Raw genomic sequence first — 17,963 nt, forward strand, 5'->3', positions numbered from 1 at the left:
TAATAAAAACGAGTACAACCTCTTTTTTTGCTTGTTTGGAGACATCATGACCACAGGTCGTATCCACTCTATAGAATCATTTGGTACCGTTGATGGTCCAGGCATTCGTTATGTCGCCTTTATGCAAGGCTGCCTAATGAAATGCCAATACTGTCACAATCGCGATACGTGGGATTTAGACGGCGGCAAAGAAGTCACTGTTGATGAACTAATGAGCCAAATCATTAGTTACAAACCTTTCCTACAATCTGGTGGAGTAACTGCCACTGGTGGTGAAGCTATCCTTCAAGCTGAATTCGTTAACGAACTTTTCAAAGCATGCAAAGCTAATGATCTGCATACCTGTCTTGATACCAATGGTTTTGTGCGTAAATACACGCCCGTCATTGATGAATTACTCGACAATACCGACTTAGTGTTACTTGATATAAAACAAATGGATGATGCTAAGCACATCGATTTAACCAAGGTGAGTAATCAACGAACATTACAGTTTGCAAAACATTTAGCGAAGCGCAATCAAAAAACCTGGGTGAGATATGTGGTAGTTGATGGTTTTACTGAGGATATTGACTCAGCTAAAGCTTTGGCAGACTTCATACAGCCTATGGAAAATGTTGAAAAGGTAGAATTATTGCCTTATCACCAACTTGGCACGCACAAGTGGGAAGCATTTGGTGAAAGCTATTCGTTAACAGACATTAAGCCACCCAGCAAAGAGACTATGGAAGCCATAAAAGCCGTCTTTACTGAGCGTGGAATTAAAGCAGATTATTAATCGTTGGCGAGCAAAGACTTACAGTTGCTCCCAATAACTTTTATCTAAACGTTCAAATGCCATTTTGAGTATCAACGCCATATCTAAATAACACGCTTTAGCCCCAAGGGGTTGGCAAGATATGCCCATTGAACTCATTTTGGCGGTTAACTGATTTGTCCAATCAAATAAGGTTATCGGCAAAGGGTGTCGGGCACGCCAGCCCAGCCAGAGTAAACCTTGGATAGGCAAACTGATAAAAAATAGCATTAAGGCAATAGCTTGGGGTAAAAACGCCCAGCCATTAACATACACTTGGCTACAAGCAGCCAAGATAGCAAATAACGGCATCAATAAAATGCCAAGATGGGTTGCTCTGACAACACGATATTCAGGGAAATAAAACCCAAGTTGCCGAACCATAGGCCACGTCTTCATGTAACGTCGACCGTCACCTATGATTTTGAACACGTTTACGTTCAACGGTATGCCCTACAAGTTAGAAATATATATGCACCATAGCACACAGCGATATTGAGCCCCAAATTTACGGTAAATTTATCGGCTGTTTAGTAAATCATTAACTATGATTGATAGTTGAAATAACACATTTCACATCAATTTTAATTTTGCTCGATCAGACTAATAAGGTCTCAACATGTCAGAAAAACTCGTACTGGTACTCAACTGCGGTAGCTCTTCTTTAAAATTTGCTGTTATTGATGCTGTTTCAGGTGATGATCACATATCAGGACTTGCTGAATGCTTCGGTTTAGAAGATTCACGCATAAAGTGGAAAGTTAACGGCGCTAAAAATGAAGCTAAATTAGGCGCATTTACTGCTCACCGTGAAGCAGTTGAATTTATCGTTAATAATATCCTTGCTGATCAGCCAGAGCTTGCCGCTCAAATTCAAGCTATCGGTCATCGTATCGTTCATGGTGGCGAAAAATATTCTCGCTCAGTGATCATTAATGAAGATGTGATCAGTGGTATTGAAGATTGTGCTTCACTAGCGCCACTTCATAACCCAGCACATTTAATTGGTATCCGAGCTGCTATGGCTTCATTCCCTGCTCTGCCACAAGTTGCTGTTTTTGATACCGCATTCCACCAAACCATGCCTGAGCAAGCTTATATCTATGCCCTTCCTTATAAGTTGTATCGTGAACATGGTATCCGCCGCTACGGCATGCATGGCACCAGCCACTTATTTGTAAGCCGTGAAGCGGCAAAAGTGTTAAATAAAGACACCACTGATACGAATGTGATTGTTGCACATTTAGGTAACGGCGCTTCAGTTACGGCCATAAAAGGCGGCAAAAGTGTCGACACTTCAATGGGATTAACACCACTAGAAGGTTTAGTTATGGGCACACGTTGCGGAGATATGGACCCATCAATCATTTACCATTTAGTTAACCAACTTGGTTATACCATTGATGAAGTCAATAACTTATTGAATAAGCAAAGCGGCTTATTAGGTATTTCTGAGTTAACCAACGATTGTCGTGGCATTGAAGACGGTTACAAAGATGGCCATAAAGGCGCAACCTTAGCACTGGAAATTTTCTGCTACCGTTTAGCGAAATACATTGCCTCTTACACTGTGCCATTAGGCCGTTTAGATGCCGTTGTATTTACTGGTGGTATCGGTGAAAACTCAGATATTATCCGAGCAAAAGTGCTTGAAATGCTGGCTATCTTTAATTTCAAAGTAAACGAAGAGAAAAACCTAGCCGCGCGTTTTGGTAAAGATGGCATCATTACCGAAGAAAACAGCACTGTGGCAATGGTTATCCCGACTAACGAAGAGTGGGTCATCGCAGAAGACGCTATCAAACTCATTAGCGCTTAATCCCCTTGCCCGATATGAAGCCTGTTAACTCAGGCTTTATTCACGCTCAGTTTAGAGGTAAATATGTCTCGTAATATTATGTTAATCCCGATTGGTACAGGTGTAGGTCTAACGTCACTAAGCCTTGGGATGGTTCGTGCGCTAGAGCGCAAAGGTGTTAAAGTTCAATTCTTCAAGCCAATTGCACAAATCCGTAATGGCGACAATGGTCCAGAACGTTCAACCACCATTTTAAGTCATTCGCCGACTGTTAACCCGCTTGAACCATTCACTATGGAACATGCTGAAAACTTAATTCGTTCAGAACAAATCGATGTGCTTATGGAGCAAATTATTGCTCGAGCCAGCGAATGTGCCGACAATACCGAAACGATCGTGATTGAAGGTCTAGTACCAACTCGTAATCACCCATTTTCTGATGACATTAACTTTGAAATTGCTAAAGCATTAGATGCTGATGTGATTTTCATTGCAACACCAGGAAATGACACACCCAATGGCTTAATGAATCGCCTAGAGATTGCTTATAATTCTTGGGGCGGCGTTAAAAACAAACGTCTTATCGGCTCAATCATCAATAAAATTGGCGCTCCAGTGGACGATGAAGGTCGTGCACGCCCTGATTTATCTGAAGTCTTTGACCATGCAGAAGTATCAACAACGGATACCTCAGCAATGTTCCAGCTACCGGGTAAAAGCCCGCTGCGCATCTTAGGTAGTGTGCCATATAACTTAGACCTTGTTTCACCTCGAGCTTCTGATTTAGCAAAACACCTCAATGCTAAAATCATCAATGCTGGTGAAATGAATACGCGACGCTTACGTAAAGTTACTTTCTGTGCCCGCAGTATTCCTAACATGGTTACTCATATCCGAACCAACTCATTGCTAGTGACATCGGGCGATCGCTCTGATGTGATTGTGTCTGCTTGTTTAGCGGCAATGAATGGGGTCAAGATTGGTGCCCTATTGCTGACGGGTGGATACGAGCCAGAACCTGAAATCATGGCACTGTGTGAACGTGCTTTTGAAACAGGCTTGCCAGTATTTTTGATTAATACAAATACATGGCAAACCTCGTTAAATATTCAACGTTTTGACCATGAAGTCCCTGTTGATGATGCTGTACGAATTGACCGAGTACAAGAGTATGTCGCCAGTCATATCGATCAAAGCTGGATTGAAAGCGTAACGCAAAACTCACCTCGTGAGCATCGTTTATCGCCACCAGCATTCAGATACAAATTAACTGAACTTGCTCGTGCGGCTAAGAAAACCATCGTACTGCCTGAAGGTGAAGAGCCAAGAACCATTAAGGCAGCCGCCATTTGTGCTGAACGTGGTATTGCTCGCTGCGTACTCTTAGGCAACGAAGAAGAAATTCTGCGTATTGCTTCATCACAAGATGTGGTACTAGGCGAAGGTGTTCAAATTATTGATCCTCTACAAGCTCGTGAGCGCTATGTTGAAGGCATGCTAGATTTACGTCGTCACAAAGGGCTGACTGAAGTCGTGGCTAAAGAGCAACTTGAAGACAATATGGTATTAGGTACCATGATGCTTGCTCAAGATGAAGTCGATGGTATTGTATCTGGGGCAGTCAATACTACAGCTAACACCATTCGTCCTCCACTGCAGTTAATTAAGACTGCGCCAGGGTCAAGCTTAGTATCTTCTATCTTCTTTATGTTGATGCCAGATCAGGTTTTAGTCTACGGTGATTGTGCGATTAACCCAGATCCAAATCCTGAACAATTAGCAGATATTGCCATTCAATCAGCTGAATCTGCCGCTGCTTTTGGTATTGAGCCTCGTGTGGCTATGATCAGTTACTCAACAGGTACATCTGGTACAGGTTCCGATGTTGATAAAGTGCGTGAAGCGACCAAAATCGCCAAAGAAAAACGCCCAGATCTGGTGATTGATGGACCACTGCAATACGATGCTGCAGTCATGGAAAATGTAGCACGCTCTAAAGCACCAGATAGCCCTGTTGCCGGTAAAGCGACAGTATTCGTATTCCCAGACTTGAACACGGGTAACACGACATATAAAGCAGTTCAACGTAGTGCAGACTTAATCAGTATTGGCCCAATGCTTCAAGGTATGCGCAAGCCAGTCAACGATTTATCTCGTGGCGCACTCGTTGATGACATTGTCTACACCATTGCTTTAACAGCTATTCAAGCGGCACAGAATGAGCAGTAAACACAGATTGTGTTAATGCTTAAACAAAAAAAGCACTGCTTAGGCAGTGCTTTTTTGTAGATTAACTCTTGAGGTTTTAATCATTTAGCAGGTTTACTATCTGCTATACCTTTTTTAAGCTGCTCAAATGAAGCCTGTACTTGCTCTAATGGTGAGGCAAAATTCATTCGATAAAAGTTTTCATCCTTTTCACCAAACCAAGTGCCAGGGGTTAGTGCCATTTTAGCTTGTTTAGTCAATAACGCTTTTAATTGCTCAGCGGTTAGATTTAACCCGGTAAAATCAAACCAAATCTGGTTAGTGCCTTCTGGCACAAAGGTGATAACTTGCGGCAGCTCTGTGGCCATAAAATCAACAATCCAATTACGGGTCGTTTGTGTATAAGTAAGAAAAGCATCAAACCAATCTTTGCCATGCTGATAAGCTGCAATCGTCGCATGGGTGGTAAACGCATTGCCATGATCAAGAGACATTGAAGCTGATGTTGCTTTAATTATTTCACGTAACGACGGATTATCACTATAAATATATCCGTTAGAAATACTATTTAAGCCAAAGTTTTTAGCGGGTGAACCAATAATTGTTAAGCTATTTTCATAGGCTAATGAGGCCATACTCGTAAATTGTGAACCTTCAAATACAATATCTGCATGGACTTCATCACTCACAATCAGCACATGATATTTTTTGGCAATAGTCGTTAACTGCTGTAATTCTGACTTGCTCCATACTCGTCCCACTGGGTTATGTGGATTGCATAACAGCACCATCCCCACATTACCGCGACTTAACTTCTGTTCAAAATCATTAAAATCAAAAACATATCGCCCGTTCTCAATCTTAAGCGTGTTATCTACAACTGTGCGTCCGGCCGACTCAATCAACCTACGAAATTGATGATAAACAGGAGTTTGTATTAACACCCCTTCACCTTCTTGAGTAAAGTCTCGAATTAACATAGCAATCGCACTCAGCACACCTGGTACTTGAACAAAGTGTTCAGGAGTTAGTTCAAGGTTATGACGGTCTTTATTCCAAGCGGAAATGGATTCGAACACGGTTGTAGAGTCAAACTCATAAGAATAAGTCTCACGACTAACTAATTGCTGCATTGCTTGAGTGATTGGCGAAGCTATCGGGAAGTCCATATCTGCAATCCAATATGGTTTTACATCAGTAGTACCATAAATTTGATTGAGCATATTGCTGTCGTGCTTAATAAATTTGTCACTAATATCTTGGCGCTCAGGACTTGGGGTAAACACTTGGCTATTGACGATATTCTTACTGTTTTTAAAAGGCTTGATCATTTCTGAATCTCTTTGGAATATTAAGTTGTTTTTACTTCATTGTCTTTAAGACGTAAAAAACTCAATAAGGATGCAAAATAATTCTAAATATTGAGATTAAATAAACTCAATCCACTAAAACCAATGAGTCTAATATCCCTTGACCACTGTGTATCCCACCTTCATTTTCACTAGCTGGTTTACTGCGAATAAGGTATCCCGCATAACCATTTAACGCTGTCACGGGTTGTCCGTCAAAATATGCCGTAAATAAGCCTATTTCACTGACAAGATCGTTCACCCACGTTTGTTCACTATCTCGCACGGCAATGGTAGCGGCTTCTCGTTCATGAGGAAACAAACGCTGCATTAACGCCCAAGCATCGTACTCTTTCGGTGTCAGAGAATTTAATTTAGCACTAATATCTTTACCGAATACACAATGTCCCCCACCTTCTCCTTGATTTTTTAGCACCCACTCTTGTTTATTGGGATGACGATTAAACCAATTAATGGTGTCTGTATTAATCGGTTTCATCTCTGCTAAAACACTTTTTACTAAGTGAGCTTCCTCTAATGTCAGGCCCCAGCGTGAATAAGCTTCAGCAGGCATTATGGTCAACAGCATTTGCACCGTTTTACTGGTAGCTAGCTGTTGACTGAAAGTCGCATTCACTGCGACATGATGCTGCTCAATGAACAATCTTGTTTGACTTAATGCTTCACAACAAATGGCTTCATCTCGTTGTGGCGAGTAATAGTCGGCATATTGGTAACCCGCCCTAAGATAAACAACATCAATCCCGCCAATGCCCTCTAGAATTAAGCGCTGATGATCTCCTGTAGAAAGTTGCGAACTTAACTGCTCAAACGTCCTTCTTACAGTGCGAATACCACGTTGCTGTAATGCCACTTCCAATAAATGTTGATCATAAACGTTATCTTCATTTTCTTGCACAACCATTAAAAAAGTCGGCACTGTTTGAGTTTGTGCACTTCCTCCGCTGAACTTAACGGCAAAATCAGCAGCAACTTTTTGAGCTGCTTGGGCAATACCAGAGGCAAGTTGTGTCAGGCCTTTATTGTCAGCGCTAACTGATTGCTTATGCTCTAAAAAGCCCTCAAACTCTTGTGGCCATTGCAGACGTAAGAAATCATGTAACTCTGTAGCACGTTGCCCAAATGGTGCCATACCTGCAGCAATGCCATTAAACTCTATCACTTTGGCGCCATGCTCACGATCATCCATATAGTCCGTTCGCATAAGCAGTAGAGGTTTACGTGCTGGCGTTAAACGTTGATTTTTACTGCCATGCACTTGATGATGCAAAGACAGTAACCGCTTAAAAAAAGGATCGGCTTTAGCCACATCCGCAAGTTGTGTTTGCAAGAAATCATGATCTTCAGACACCCTATCGATTAACTTAGTCAATAGTGGAGTGACTTTGATTAAGTGCTCAAACACGGGCCGCTGCATTGTCATCGGCGCAATACTAAACGGACAGTGCCTTGCAGTATTATCATCTCGGCGAAAAGCCACCCCATGCATAATCGCCCACTCACTGGCTTCATTTAGCATTTGCTGAGAAATTGTTGGCTTTGATTGCGTTAATGCTCTTGGCTGGAACAGTGACTTCATAGTTTCTCCTAAAAAAGCAATAAAGCTCCTACACGAGTATTAGCCACGTGATGTTAAAAAGGAGCATGTTGGAATACGGGAGTAACGTTTCCGAACACTAGATGAGGCAGTTAGGGCTCTCTAAGTCAGTTAAGACGAAGTCCTAATAAATGAGTCAACAGGATTCAAGGTTTTATCAGTAACCCCATTATGGTGATTTACATTTTTTTCTGTGGTTTGCGTCTTTCGGGGTGTAGCCCGTAATCCCGCCTTGGCCGACTTCGAAGTCACAACATGCCATCATTTGTTGCCTAAATTTAACTCGGCCTCTTTGGATTCGACTCTTCGCTCCAGATAAAGATAAACCAAGTTGTTCTGCAATCCTTTGTTGAGAAACCCCCTCAAGCTCAGCGAGGCGCAATGGCTTAGCATATTTTTCTGGCAACTCGTCAATTAAAGGCCCTAAACATTGAGCGAGCTCCTCTCTTGCTTCTTTACCTGTATCGAGCTCTTCAGCCATTAAATCATCTGGCAAAGATTCAAATTGTTGCCGCTCTCGATAAAAGTCCATAATCGTATTATGTGCAATACGATATAACCAGCTTTTGAGGCTGCCTCTGGATTTTAACTGATGTAAATTACCACTGGCTTTGATATAAACCTCTTGCAAAATATCATCAACCGCACTGTCGTCATCAATGCGTTGACTTACATAACCGCGTAGCTGTGTTTTATGGTTTTGCCATTCAGATATCATATAAAGTTAATCTCAACTCGATAAAAAACGTTACTCAATACCCTAGACGCAATAAAGAATAAAAAGACGCAAATATCATTCATTTTTTTGGTAAGTGTTAAATCTCGCTTATATGTTTATCTTAGCGATAATCAATGGCCGAGAAATCGGTTTTCTGACGGTTCGGCGATCTATTTTGTTAATTTCATCAAGCCAAAAACAGTGCTATTTGAAATTGATTAATTTTGCTTAATCTAACGTTTCTTGCGCGAAATATTTTTAAATAGCAAGCAATAAATTGCATAAAGAAACATAATTTAGGGGATAAAATGAATAGTTTAGCACAGGAAAAATTGAGGTGTTATTTTTTAACCAGCGTTAAAAAATGTTGAATTTCATAACCTTGCAATTAAGGCTAATAGTATTCAACATAGTTGTCCACAGATTCTGTGGATAACATTAAGTTATACACCGAGTTGTTACCGCAGGTGTATATTGAAGTTACTTAAGGTATGACATGTGTTGATTGATGAGTCAAGAATTTATTCAATTTTAATGCTTTGATCATAGGTAACTTGTATCGTCGCATTGAAATAGCGATACTAATACTACATAACAATAATTCCTGATTAATATGCATAAAATTTTTGTTCTTATTAGCCTATTTTTCTTCGCTGCGTGTACCCCCTCAGAAGAAAGACAACAAGGTCGCCTTGAAAAAGCATTGTCACCTGAAGAAGTTTCTTTAGGTTTTTTCCGTGCTATATATGTTGATAAAGATGTCAATAAAGCGAAAGTGTTTGTCAATCAAGAACTCAAAGACATCATGTCTCATTACCATATTGCATCGGCAGTCCAGCGTCATGTACTTGGGCTTTCAATGACAGATGTGAACATGTCAATTGATGATATTGATATCGACTTTTTCCGTAAATTTACTGATGAAGTTGATGTTAAAGTGAAAATGGAAGGTTTACGTGGTGGTAGCCCATGGGTCGATGACCGCACAATCAAGTTAGTCAAAAATGGTAAGAGTTGGATTATTGTGGAAGTGCTAACAGAAAAAGGCCGAATTGAAGGATAATTTCATATCTTCAGATTCACAAGCATAAAAAAAACAGCCTAGGCTGTTTTTTTTATGCTTGTGAAAGAGCTAATAATATTAGTTCAATCAGCTTATTCTTCTTCAGTAGGTAGTGACTCTAGAACGTCATCTTTTACTTGATAATAAGCGTTTTCGTATTCATGAACTTCCATAGTAACTCCTATCAATCTTAGGCCGTTTTATAGGGGGTAAGGCATGTCTATTATATAGGGGGTGACATTTACCTTTACAGAGAAGCTGTAGCCATCTTTACTTCTTGAAACGGATTATAGCAATCTAACACCACCAATCCCACAAAAATTACGAAAAACTTTCAGAAATGTATGTTCGTTTTGTAAAATACTCATTTAAAGTGGCTTTTTTGATAGGTAAAACTGAAAGTGTTACATATTAGATCACACTTTCAGAGTTTTTCGCTAATTTAAAGTAACAATCGACACAATATGCTTTAACACTTGCTGCTTTTCAACCAATACCAGATAAACACGAAGAAAGAATAAAGCTATATACAAAAACGCCCAATACGAATTGTACTGGGCGTTTAACAGGTTAATCACGCATGACAAGTATTACACTTGACTGATTTGTACCACAATGCGTTTTTCAGAAATGGGATACGCTGTACCTAGGACTTGCGCAAAACATGAAACACGGAATTCTTCGATCATCCAACGTGCTTCAACTAATACTTCAGGTACAGGCTGAGTTTTAGGCACTTTGGCTAATTGCGCATTTAACAAGTCTTGTACTTTACTAATACTCTGCATATGAAGTCGATCACGAGTTGGATCAACCGGTAATTTATCCAAACGATTTTCAATCGCTTTTAAATACCTCGCCACATCAGTAAGACGACTCCAGCCACAGTGCTCAACAAAACCTTTAAACACCAATTTATCTAACTGGGTATTAATATCACTCATCGCAAAAGCAATATCTAAACTGATTTTACCTTTTAAACGCTTTTTAATACGTTGATAAATCGTCAACACTTGCTCTACTTGCAGTGAGATTTGCTCAGCATAAGTATTAAGCTCTTGTCTTACCCAATCTTTAGCTTGTTCAAACTGTGCTTCGTTACGCACATCAAGCTTTTTCTCATCTAGCAATTGCTGAACCGAAGCCGAAATAATGTCATCAATTAACAGCTGTACTTGCCCAAATGGATTGAAGTACATCGCAAGTTTAGCTTTATTTGGCAGCGCTTTTTGTAAGTGCTTCACCGGAGACGGAATATTAATCAGTAATAATCGACGTAAACCAATACGATGTTGACGCTCAGCTTCAAACTCATCATCAAACAATTTAATAGAGACTTGATCTTTCTCATCAATTAACGCTGGATAAGCTTTAACTTCGTAATTACCTTTACGTTTTTGATATTGCTTTGGTAAATCCCCAAATGACCATGTTGTGATGTCTTTCTTTTCAATTCCCTCTTCCGCCACATTACGAATGGCTTTTGCCACCACACCTTGCAACTTATCTTTTAAAGAATCTAAATCACGCCCCTGATCCACTAGGCGGTGCTTATCATCTTCAATTTTAAAGTTAATTGTTAAATGAGCACTTAACTGAGTTAAGTCAAAATCATCACCACTTATACGTGTACCTGTCATGCGAAGTAACTGCTTACACATTGCATCAAGCAGCGGCATTGAAAAAGGCTCCATAGCTTGTACACAGGCGCGAGCATAATCTGGCGCAGGCACAAAATTACGGCGAAGATTTTTAGGCAATGACTTAATCAGCGCCACGACTTTTTCTTCACGAAGCCCTGGTACTAACCAATCAAAATCTTCAGTATCAACTTGGTTTATCAACGCCACAGGAATGTGCACCGACACCCCATCATCAACAGCGGCAGGCTCGAAGTGATAACTCACTTGTAAACCCAAGTTAGCTTTTTGCCATACTTCAGGGAAATCTAACGCTGAAATATGATCTGCACTGCGCTGCATCAATAAGTCTTGATTAAAGTCCAGTAGCTTTGGCGTTTCTTTACGTGCCTGTTTCCACCATTTAAAGAATAGTGGCGCATTATAAATACCTTGTGGAATAAGCGGATCATAAAAGTCCACCAGCACCTGCTCATCCACTAAAATATCACGGCGTCGAGATTTATGTTCTAACGATTCAATATCATTCAGCAGTTGCTGATTTTTAATAAAGAAAGGCTCTTTTGTATGTAACTGCCCTTCAGCTAACGCGCTGCGAATAAAGATTTCACGAGCTTCAACAGGATCAATAGGCCCATATTGCACTCTACGGCGATTAACCACTGTTAGGCCATATAGCACCTGATTTTCAAATGCGATGACACTGGCAGGCTTCGCTTCAAAATGTGGCTCTAGATGATTTTTCTTAATCAAATGTGCAGCTAAAGGCTCTAACCACTCTGGTTGAATTTTGGCGCAGCATCTGGCAAATAAGCGAGAAGTTTCAGTGAGCTCAGCCGCCATTATCCATTTCGGGCCTTTTTTCGCTAAAGGCGAGCCAGGAAATACAAAAAACTTACGGTTGCGTGCACCAAGATATTCATTATTCGCATCTTTAAAACCAATGTGGCTTAACAAGCCTGATAACAACGCTTTATGTAAATTATCGTAACTGGCTGGTGTGTCATTTAAACGCCATTTTAAATCGTGTACCGCTTGTTTAATCTGGGTATATAAATCTTGCCACTCACGTACACGCAAATACGCTAAGTATTCTTCACGACATTGCTTTCTGAACTGGCTTGCTGACAATTCGCTTTTTTGATCTTTTAAGTAATTCCATAAATTAACCCAGCTAACAAAATCAGAGTCTTTATCGGCATAGCGACGATGGCACTCATCTGCAGCTTGTTTCTTTTCAATCGGTCTTTCTCGAGGATCTTGAATAGATAAACCTGAAGCAATAACCATGACTTCATGCAAACAACTCATGTCTTTCGCTTCAAGTACCATACGAGCAAGACGAGGATCGAGTGGGATTTTTGCTAAGTTACGCCCAAGGTTGGTCAGCACTAACTCTTTGCGTTTTTGTTTAACGGCTTGCAGCTCTTCTAGCAGTAAGAAGCCATCACGGATATGCTTTTGCTCAGGAGGCTGTATAAATGGGAAACCCGCAATATCGCCTAGCCCAATGGCTAACATCTGCAAAATAACCGAGGCAAGATTGGTACGTAAGATTTCAGGATCGGTAAACTCAGGACGCTGAATAAAATCAGTTTCATCATATAAACGAATACAAATACCAGGACCAACACGTCCACAGCGACCTTGACGCTGATTTGCGCTGGCTTGAGAAATAGGTTCAATCGGCAAACGTTGTACTTTAGTACGGTAACTATAACGGCTAATTCGAGCGGTACCTGGGTCAATCACATAGCGGATCCCAGGTACAGTTAATGACGTCTCAGCCACATTGGTTGCCAACACTATACGGCGGCCGATATGACTTTTAAAGACTTTAGATTGTTCGCCATATGATAGACGCGCGTACAAAGGCAGCACTTCTGTATCACGGTACTTTTGCTTACGCAGCATTTCTGCGGTATCTCGAATTTCACGTTCGCCATTCATGAAAATCAAAATATCGCCAGGGCCTTCAGCCATTAGCTCATCAACAGCGGAGAAAATACCATCACTCACATCTAAGTCAGCATCGGTATCACGGACTAATGGTCGATAACGCGTTTCAACAGGGAAGGTTCGACCCGATACTTCAATGACTGGCGCATTATTAAAGTGCTTAGAGAATCGCTCAACATCAATGGTTGCCGAAGTAATGATCACTTTTAAATCAGGTCGCTTTTTCAGCACCTGCTTGAGGTAACCTAAGATGAAATCAATGTTTAAACTACGCTCATGCGCCTCATCAATAATGATGGCATCGTATTGATTTAAAAATTTATCAGAGGTTAATTCTGCCAGTAAAATACCATCAGTCATTAATTTAACGTAACTGTCTGGACTTATGGCATCTGCAAAACGCACTTTAAAACCAACAACCTCGCCTAGCGGGCTGTTAATTTCTTCAGCAACGCGATTAGCAACGCTTCTTGCTGCAAGACGCCTTGGTTGAGTGTGGCCAATTAAACCACGTGTACCAAGGCCTAGCTCTAAACATATTTTGGGTAGCTGGGTTGTTTTACCAGATCCTGTTTCACCCGCAACAATGACGACCTGGTTATTCGCAATCGCTGAGGCTATGTCATCGCGTTTTTGAGAGACAGGTAAAGCATCTGGATAAGTGACTTTAGGGCTATTTTTTAGCCTTAGTTGAGCCTTTTCATAGGCTTGAGTGGCTTGTTCAGCTAACTTGGCTAAGACTTGAACTTTCTTTTCAGACTGCGGCTCTTTGTTTAATTGATACAAACGACGACGAATTCTTGCCGCATCGGTTTGATAACAAGAGTTTAGGTATGCTTTAGAGAGCGGGTGTTGGTCCGAATTCAAATCTAATTCCTAGCAAGTATTTCAAAAACTGCGATCCTAGCAAGGAACTAGACTGAATGGTATTAGTTTAAAGGAATCAAAACAAAAAGCCCTCGTTGACTCAGGCCAAAATTCTGTTTGTTAAACAGCTTTGCTGGCAACTTAGGCTGGCGTTAAATAACATTGCTGCATATAGATGTTCATTGCCTTTAACACATCAGTTCGATTAATCGTACCAACGACTTTACTGCCTTCTACTACTGGATAAATTTTAGGTTTTGCCCCTAACATCTGTTCAGCCAACTGTAAGATACTGCCATCAGGTGTTGCTGTCAGTACATCCGTTTTCATGCAGTCTTTAACGGTTTCTGTCATATCGCAATGATAACTGCTTTTTAGCATCACTGATAAGCAATCCTGTTGAGATAAAAAGCCCACCAGCTGACCGTCATTATCAATCACAGCGGCACCAGCTTTGTTCTTCGTTAGTAAATGCTCTACAGCCGTTGCTAACGACATATTGGCTTTTAACAACACAGGTTGGCGGTCCATATATTCTGAAATTTGAATTGAATCCATATATTACCCCTTTAATTTTAACGTCAGCGCTCGTGTTCAATCGACTATTAATGTTTAGTCATTAAAAATCAATACTCTACATTTTCAGTATCGACGACATCTCATCTTTGGTTTAGTTATCGTGCTAATAATCGTACTAATAATCGTACTAATAATTGTACTAATATTAGTGTAGTCAAATTTAGCAAAATACGTTGATTGAATAACTCGATTGTCGTAACAGGAATTTAAGGGGATGAAAAAAGATTGATGAGTAACAGACTTGCCTTAAAAGACGAGTCATAACAGCTTACATATTTGTAGCCGTCATTCATCTGCATCAAATAAAGGCCAATAACATATCAGCAGCCGTTAATAATGGTACTGTTAGTGCTCAAGCTCGACATGCGTGAAACCAGTATGCTAGCTGAATTCAGAACATTAGCATCAAGACACAAGCAACTGGGGCTGATTGGAAAGCCAACAGTTAAACTCTTCATAATAATTAATTGAAAATTATAAAACTAAAACCTATTTAAAAACGTACTAATGCAAAAGCCTATTTAAAAGTGATTGGTATGTTTTCGATATTCAAGCAAGACCCCATCAAAAAACTCAATAAAGCTTATGAAGCTAAACTTGAACAAGCCATGTATGCACAAAGAAATGGCGATATAAAATCTTATTCAATGATTACCGCAGAAGCAGAAGACATTGTAAAACAAATTCAAGAGCTAGAGCGGCTAACAAAGGGATAACTTGATAGCGCTTTCGGTGGCAAAAATGCTCCTAAAATAAATGAGTTAATGTCCTATCGCCAATGAACAGGGATGAGTTTGTAACGCCCATATTGCGGCTGGTTTGGAGCGTAGCGGAAAACCAGTCCGACAACATGCGCTTGATAGCTTTCACACGCCAGCTCCCATTGTTTAAATTTATTACCTATAAACTCTTTTACGCCACCAGCTACATGAATGTCCTGATACTTTACTTTGTAGTCGAAATAGAGATCTTTGTAGTATAGGTCTTGGGTACAATGATAGTTTTCCGGCTTTTTACCAGAACAGTAACCAAAGTACCAACCACTAGGGCGCTCTTTATTTTTTCCTTCTGGCACGGTACGAGCCAAGTGCCACCATGTATCAATAAAGCGCTTATCACCTAGTTCATACAGATCTAAGCTTGCATTGTAAATATGATGGGGTTGCTTTTCGGTACTAGCAAGATTCCATGCTTTCTCGGCCAAACCATCAGGACTTCCTATTTGGCTTTGAGCCCAAATAATACCTGTGATGTCATGTGCCAGGTCTACGTTGTGTTGGTTTATATGGCTTTTCGTATACCCTTCAACAGACTCCGACATTTCGCTCGCTGAAATAATGTAAAGGCCGCCAGCAGCATCTTCATCAAGCCCGCTTACGAACCAGAGATACGGTATATTTACACTTAACTCGTATTCTTTAGGAATACATAGCTTTGTCTCACCAACCTCTACAACACTGTGCGTTCGTAGACTCTCCGAAGTGCACTTTACGAGCAATAGAAAAACGGGGATAGCGATGATGGTTAGTAATATTTTCTTGATCATTTTAAGAAGCTAACGCCCCGCTCAGCGGAAGCAATTAAGTTGGCTAAACTCAGCGAGGCACTCGCAACAGCCAACTTGATTGCGATCCGCCTGCAGCGCCTTGTTAGTATGCCGGCAGTTCATCGGCACACTTATAGGACTCACTAGTTGCAGCAAGATTAAGCATTCTCTTGTTGAATGCCTCTGCATAGGAAAACGCCTTGGTTATTAAATCACTTGAGGCCCCACAAACTGAACTATCAGCACCAACCCACAAAGTTTCCCACTCAGTTTCCAATACTACGCAAACAGTCATCTCAATATCGTCAAATGCAGGACGCGCAGGAGCAATGCCGTTAGCTACAGATATAAATGAAACTCCTGACTTATCAAAGGTTAATTCAGCATCTTTGGAAGCATTGCTTACATCATATCTAGCTTGCTCAGACTCAAAACGACAGTCATCAGCAGAAGCAATATTTGACCATACAATAAGCACTAGTATGAACTTCCTCATACACCCTCCTGGCATACTAACGAATGATATGGACTCCCCTTACCAAATGGCCGCGATGTGCCATATTGAAAGTGCAAACATTCAATCAAGGAGAGTCCATATGTCCTTAATTAAAGCAATTGGCATCACTCTTTTTTATATCAAAAGCAGCCAAATTAGTTTTTAGTATTCATGGTGTTGATGAATACGGTAAAACTAAACTAAAGCAAACAGTTAAAAGAAACAAGCTGTTAGAGAAAACCGCTAACATTCCACCTTGTATTATCGGTATGGAAGCGTGCTCTGGTGCACACTACTGGGCAAGAGAATTTACAAAATACGGCCACGACGTACGTACTCCTTACTAGCTTAGAGTGGCATCTAAATTTGTTATCCCTTACCGCCAAAGTGAAAAGAACGATGCCAATGATGCTGAAGCAATATGTGAAGCAGTAACAAGACCTAAAACACGCTTTGTCAGTATTAAAAGCGAAGAACAACAAGCTGTTTTATGCTTACATCGCATTAGGCAAGGTCAAATCAAAGACCGTACTGCCATAATTAATCGTTTACGCGGCTTGCTATCAGAATTCGGCATCATCATGCCTAAAGGTCGCTATCCAGCACAAAAGCACATTGTTGAAATCTTAGAAGATACCGACAACGCATTACCCGCTTTAGCAAGAGAGCTACTCAATGACTTATGGCAAAGCATCAAGCTACAAAACCAAGACATATTAAAGTCTGATAGGAAGCTTTATGCCCTTGTTAATCAAATGAAAAACGCCAAGCGTTTAATGACTATTCCAGGCATTGGTGAAGTCACCGCTACAGCCGTTGTAACCACAGTTAGTGATGCGAAACACTTTTCAACTAGCCGCCAATTCGCAGCTTGGATAGGCTTAGTACCCAAACAATATTCAACAGGTGGCAAGCCGACGTTAGGCAGAATAAGTAAACGCGGTGAGAAGCATATCCGCACCTCATTAATACACGGTGCTCGCGCTGTCATCGCAAACTGTACTAACAAAATGGATGGAACCAGTTTGTGGATTAAAGCGCTTATCGAGCGTAGAGGCTTTAAACGGGCTGTCATCGCCCTAGCAGCAAAGAATGCACGATTAATTTGGTCATTACTTCAATCGGGTAATGAATACCAAGTTAACTATGTAAAAACGTAAAAAGGTTTAACCCACACGGTTAACCCCACCGAGTCGACGCATTAGCAATTGACGATAACACGGTCAGACCGAGAGCAATTGAATCTGGTTAGTTGGGAAGTACATCTTGCTCGAAAGAGTCAGTAATACTGTTTAACGAATGAGATCTTTGCTCAAGCGCAAATCA

General features: G+C 40.7%; 13 protein-coding genes and 1 pseudogene. 6 read left to right on the forward strand and 8 right to left on the reverse strand.

What is annotated here, in order from left to right:
* Positions 1-43 precede the first annotated feature (43 nt).
* Complete coding sequence (gene pflA / locus A9267_RS20840) at positions 44-778, forward strand: pyruvate formate lyase 1-activating protein (RefSeq protein ID WP_119969429.1); 735 nt, start codon at positions 44-46, stop codon at positions 776-778.
* Positions 779-796: 18 nt separating this feature from the next.
* Here pflA and yfbV read toward each other — a convergent pair whose 3' ends face one another.
* Positions 797-1,240 carry a terminus macrodomain insulation protein YfbV gene (yfbV, locus tag A9267_RS20845; protein ID WP_055024715.1) on the reverse strand — a complete coding sequence of 148 codons (444 nt, stop codon included), beginning with the start codon at positions 1,238-1,240 and terminating at the stop codon, positions 797-799.
* A gap of 175 nt (positions 1,241-1,415) precedes the next feature.
* Here yfbV and ackA point away from each other — a divergent pair, with 175 nt between their 5' ends.
* Both ackA and pta read left to right on the forward strand, forming a co-directional pair.
* Positions 1,416-2,615 (forward strand): acetate kinase, encoded by a 1,200-nt coding sequence (gene ackA, locus A9267_RS20850; RefSeq protein WP_065110606.1) that lies wholly within the window; start codon positions 1,416-1,418, stop codon positions 2,613-2,615.
* Positions 2,616-2,678: 63 nt separating this feature from the next.
* Positions 2,679-4,823 (forward strand): phosphate acetyltransferase, encoded by a 2,145-nt coding sequence (pta, locus tag A9267_RS20855; RefSeq protein ID WP_055024717.1) that lies wholly within the window; start codon positions 2,679-2,681, stop codon positions 4,821-4,823.
* An 80-nt stretch (positions 4,824-4,903) separates the two neighbouring features.
* Here the strand turns inward: pta and A9267_RS20860 are convergent, their stop codons facing one another.
* The 3 genes from A9267_RS20860 to sigZ all read right to left on the reverse strand — a co-directional run bounded on the left by A9267_RS20860 (position 4,904) and on the right by sigZ (position 8,487).
* Complete coding sequence (locus A9267_RS20860; protein ID WP_231919236.1) at positions 4,904-6,133, reverse strand: MalY/PatB family protein; 1,230 nt, start codon at positions 6,131-6,133, stop codon at positions 4,904-4,906.
* Between the two features lie 106 nt (positions 6,134-6,239).
* Complete coding sequence (locus A9267_RS20865) at positions 6,240-7,691, reverse strand: glutathione synthase (RefSeq protein ID WP_443018817.1); 1,452 nt, start codon at positions 7,689-7,691, stop codon at positions 6,240-6,242.
* A 247-nt stretch (positions 7,692-7,938) separates the two neighbouring features.
* A complete protein-coding gene (sigZ, locus tag A9267_RS20870) occupies positions 7,939-8,487 on the reverse strand; it encodes an RNA polymerase sigma factor SigZ (protein WP_065110608.1) in 549 nt (182 codons plus the stop codon).
* Between the two features lie 613 nt (positions 8,488-9,100).
* On the opposite strand from sigZ, the gene A9267_RS20875 reads away from it, so the two are divergent.
* A complete protein-coding gene (locus A9267_RS20875) occupies positions 9,101-9,550 on the forward strand; it encodes a hypothetical protein (protein ID WP_055024720.1) in 450 nt (149 codons plus the stop codon).
* 590 nt (positions 9,551-10,140) lie between these two features.
* On the opposite strand, the gene hrpA is transcribed toward A9267_RS20875, so the two are convergent.
* The gene (gene hrpA / locus A9267_RS20880; protein WP_065110609.1) at positions 10,141-14,016 is read right to left on the reverse strand and encodes an ATP-dependent RNA helicase HrpA; all 3,876 of its coding nucleotides are present in this window, start codon (positions 14,014-14,016) and stop codon (positions 10,141-10,143) included.
* 141 nt (positions 14,017-14,157) lie between these two features.
* Positions 14,158-14,574, reverse strand: coding sequence for a CBS domain-containing protein (locus A9267_RS20885; protein WP_055024722.1), 417 nt, complete (start codon positions 14,572-14,574; stop codon positions 14,158-14,160).
* Between the two features lie 557 nt (positions 14,575-15,131).
* Between A9267_RS20885 and A9267_RS20890 the strand changes: the two genes are divergently transcribed.
* The gene (locus tag A9267_RS20890) at positions 15,132-15,311 is read left to right on the forward strand and encodes a DUF6435 family protein (protein ID WP_065110610.1); all 180 of its coding nucleotides are present in this window, start codon (positions 15,132-15,134) and stop codon (positions 15,309-15,311) included.
* A gap of 53 nt (positions 15,312-15,364) precedes the next feature.
* Here the strand turns inward: A9267_RS20890 and A9267_RS20895 are convergent, their stop codons facing one another.
* Both A9267_RS20895 and A9267_RS20900 read right to left on the reverse strand, forming a co-directional pair.
* Positions 15,365-16,141 carry a hypothetical protein gene (locus A9267_RS20895; RefSeq protein WP_065110611.1) on the reverse strand — a complete coding sequence of 259 codons (777 nt, stop codon included), beginning with the start codon at positions 16,139-16,141 and terminating at the stop codon, positions 15,365-15,367.
* Positions 16,142-16,244: 103 nt separating this feature from the next.
* Entirely contained in the window at positions 16,245-16,637 is a 393-nt protein-coding gene (locus A9267_RS20900; RefSeq protein WP_065110612.1) for a hypothetical protein, read from the reverse strand.
* Positions 16,638-16,737: 100 nt separating this feature from the next.
* Between A9267_RS20900 and A9267_RS20905 the strand changes: the two are divergent.
* Positions 16,738-17,797 (forward strand): annotated as a pseudogene (locus A9267_RS20905) (IS110 family transposase).
* Positions 17,798-17,963: the final 166 nt, after the last annotated feature.

Origin of the sequence: Shewanella sp. UCD-FRSSP16_17 (assembly GCF_001675935.1) — a bacterium.
Lineage (GTDB): Bacteria > Pseudomonadota > Gammaproteobacteria > Enterobacterales > Shewanellaceae > Shewanella > Shewanella japonica.

Coding starts and splice junctions, on each gene's coding strand:
- ackA (WP_065110606.1), top strand. CDS start 1,416: ATGTCAGAAAAACTCGTACTGGTACTCAACTGCGGTAGCTCTTCTTTA.
- pta (WP_055024717.1), top strand. CDS start 2,679: ATGTCTCGTAATATTATGTTAATCCCGATTGGTACAGGTGTAGGTCTA.
- A9267_RS20860 (WP_231919236.1), bottom strand. CDS start 6,133: ATGATCAAGCCTTTTAAAAACAGTAAGAATATCGTCAATAGCCAAGTG.
- A9267_RS20865 (WP_443018817.1), bottom strand. CDS start 7,691: ATGCTAAATGAAGCCAGTGAGTGGGCGATTATGCATGGGGTGGCTTTT.
- sigZ (WP_065110608.1), bottom strand. CDS start 8,487: ATGATATCTGAATGGCAAAACCATAAAACACAGCTACGCGGTTATGTA.
- A9267_RS20875 (WP_055024720.1), top strand. CDS start 9,101: ATGCATAAAATTTTTGTTCTTATTAGCCTATTTTTCTTCGCTGCGTGT.
- A9267_RS20885 (WP_055024722.1), bottom strand. CDS start 14,574: ATGGATTCAATTCAAATTTCAGAATATATGGACCGCCAACCTGTGTTG.
- A9267_RS20890 (WP_065110610.1), top strand. CDS start 15,132: ATGTTTTCGATATTCAAGCAAGACCCCATCAAAAAACTCAATAAAGCT.
- A9267_RS20895 (WP_065110611.1), bottom strand. CDS start 16,141: ATGATCAAGAAAATATTACTAACCATCATCGCTATCCCCGTTTTTCTA.
- A9267_RS20900 (WP_065110612.1), bottom strand. CDS start 16,637: ATGAGGAAGTTCATACTAGTGCTTATTGTATGGTCAAATATTGCTTCT.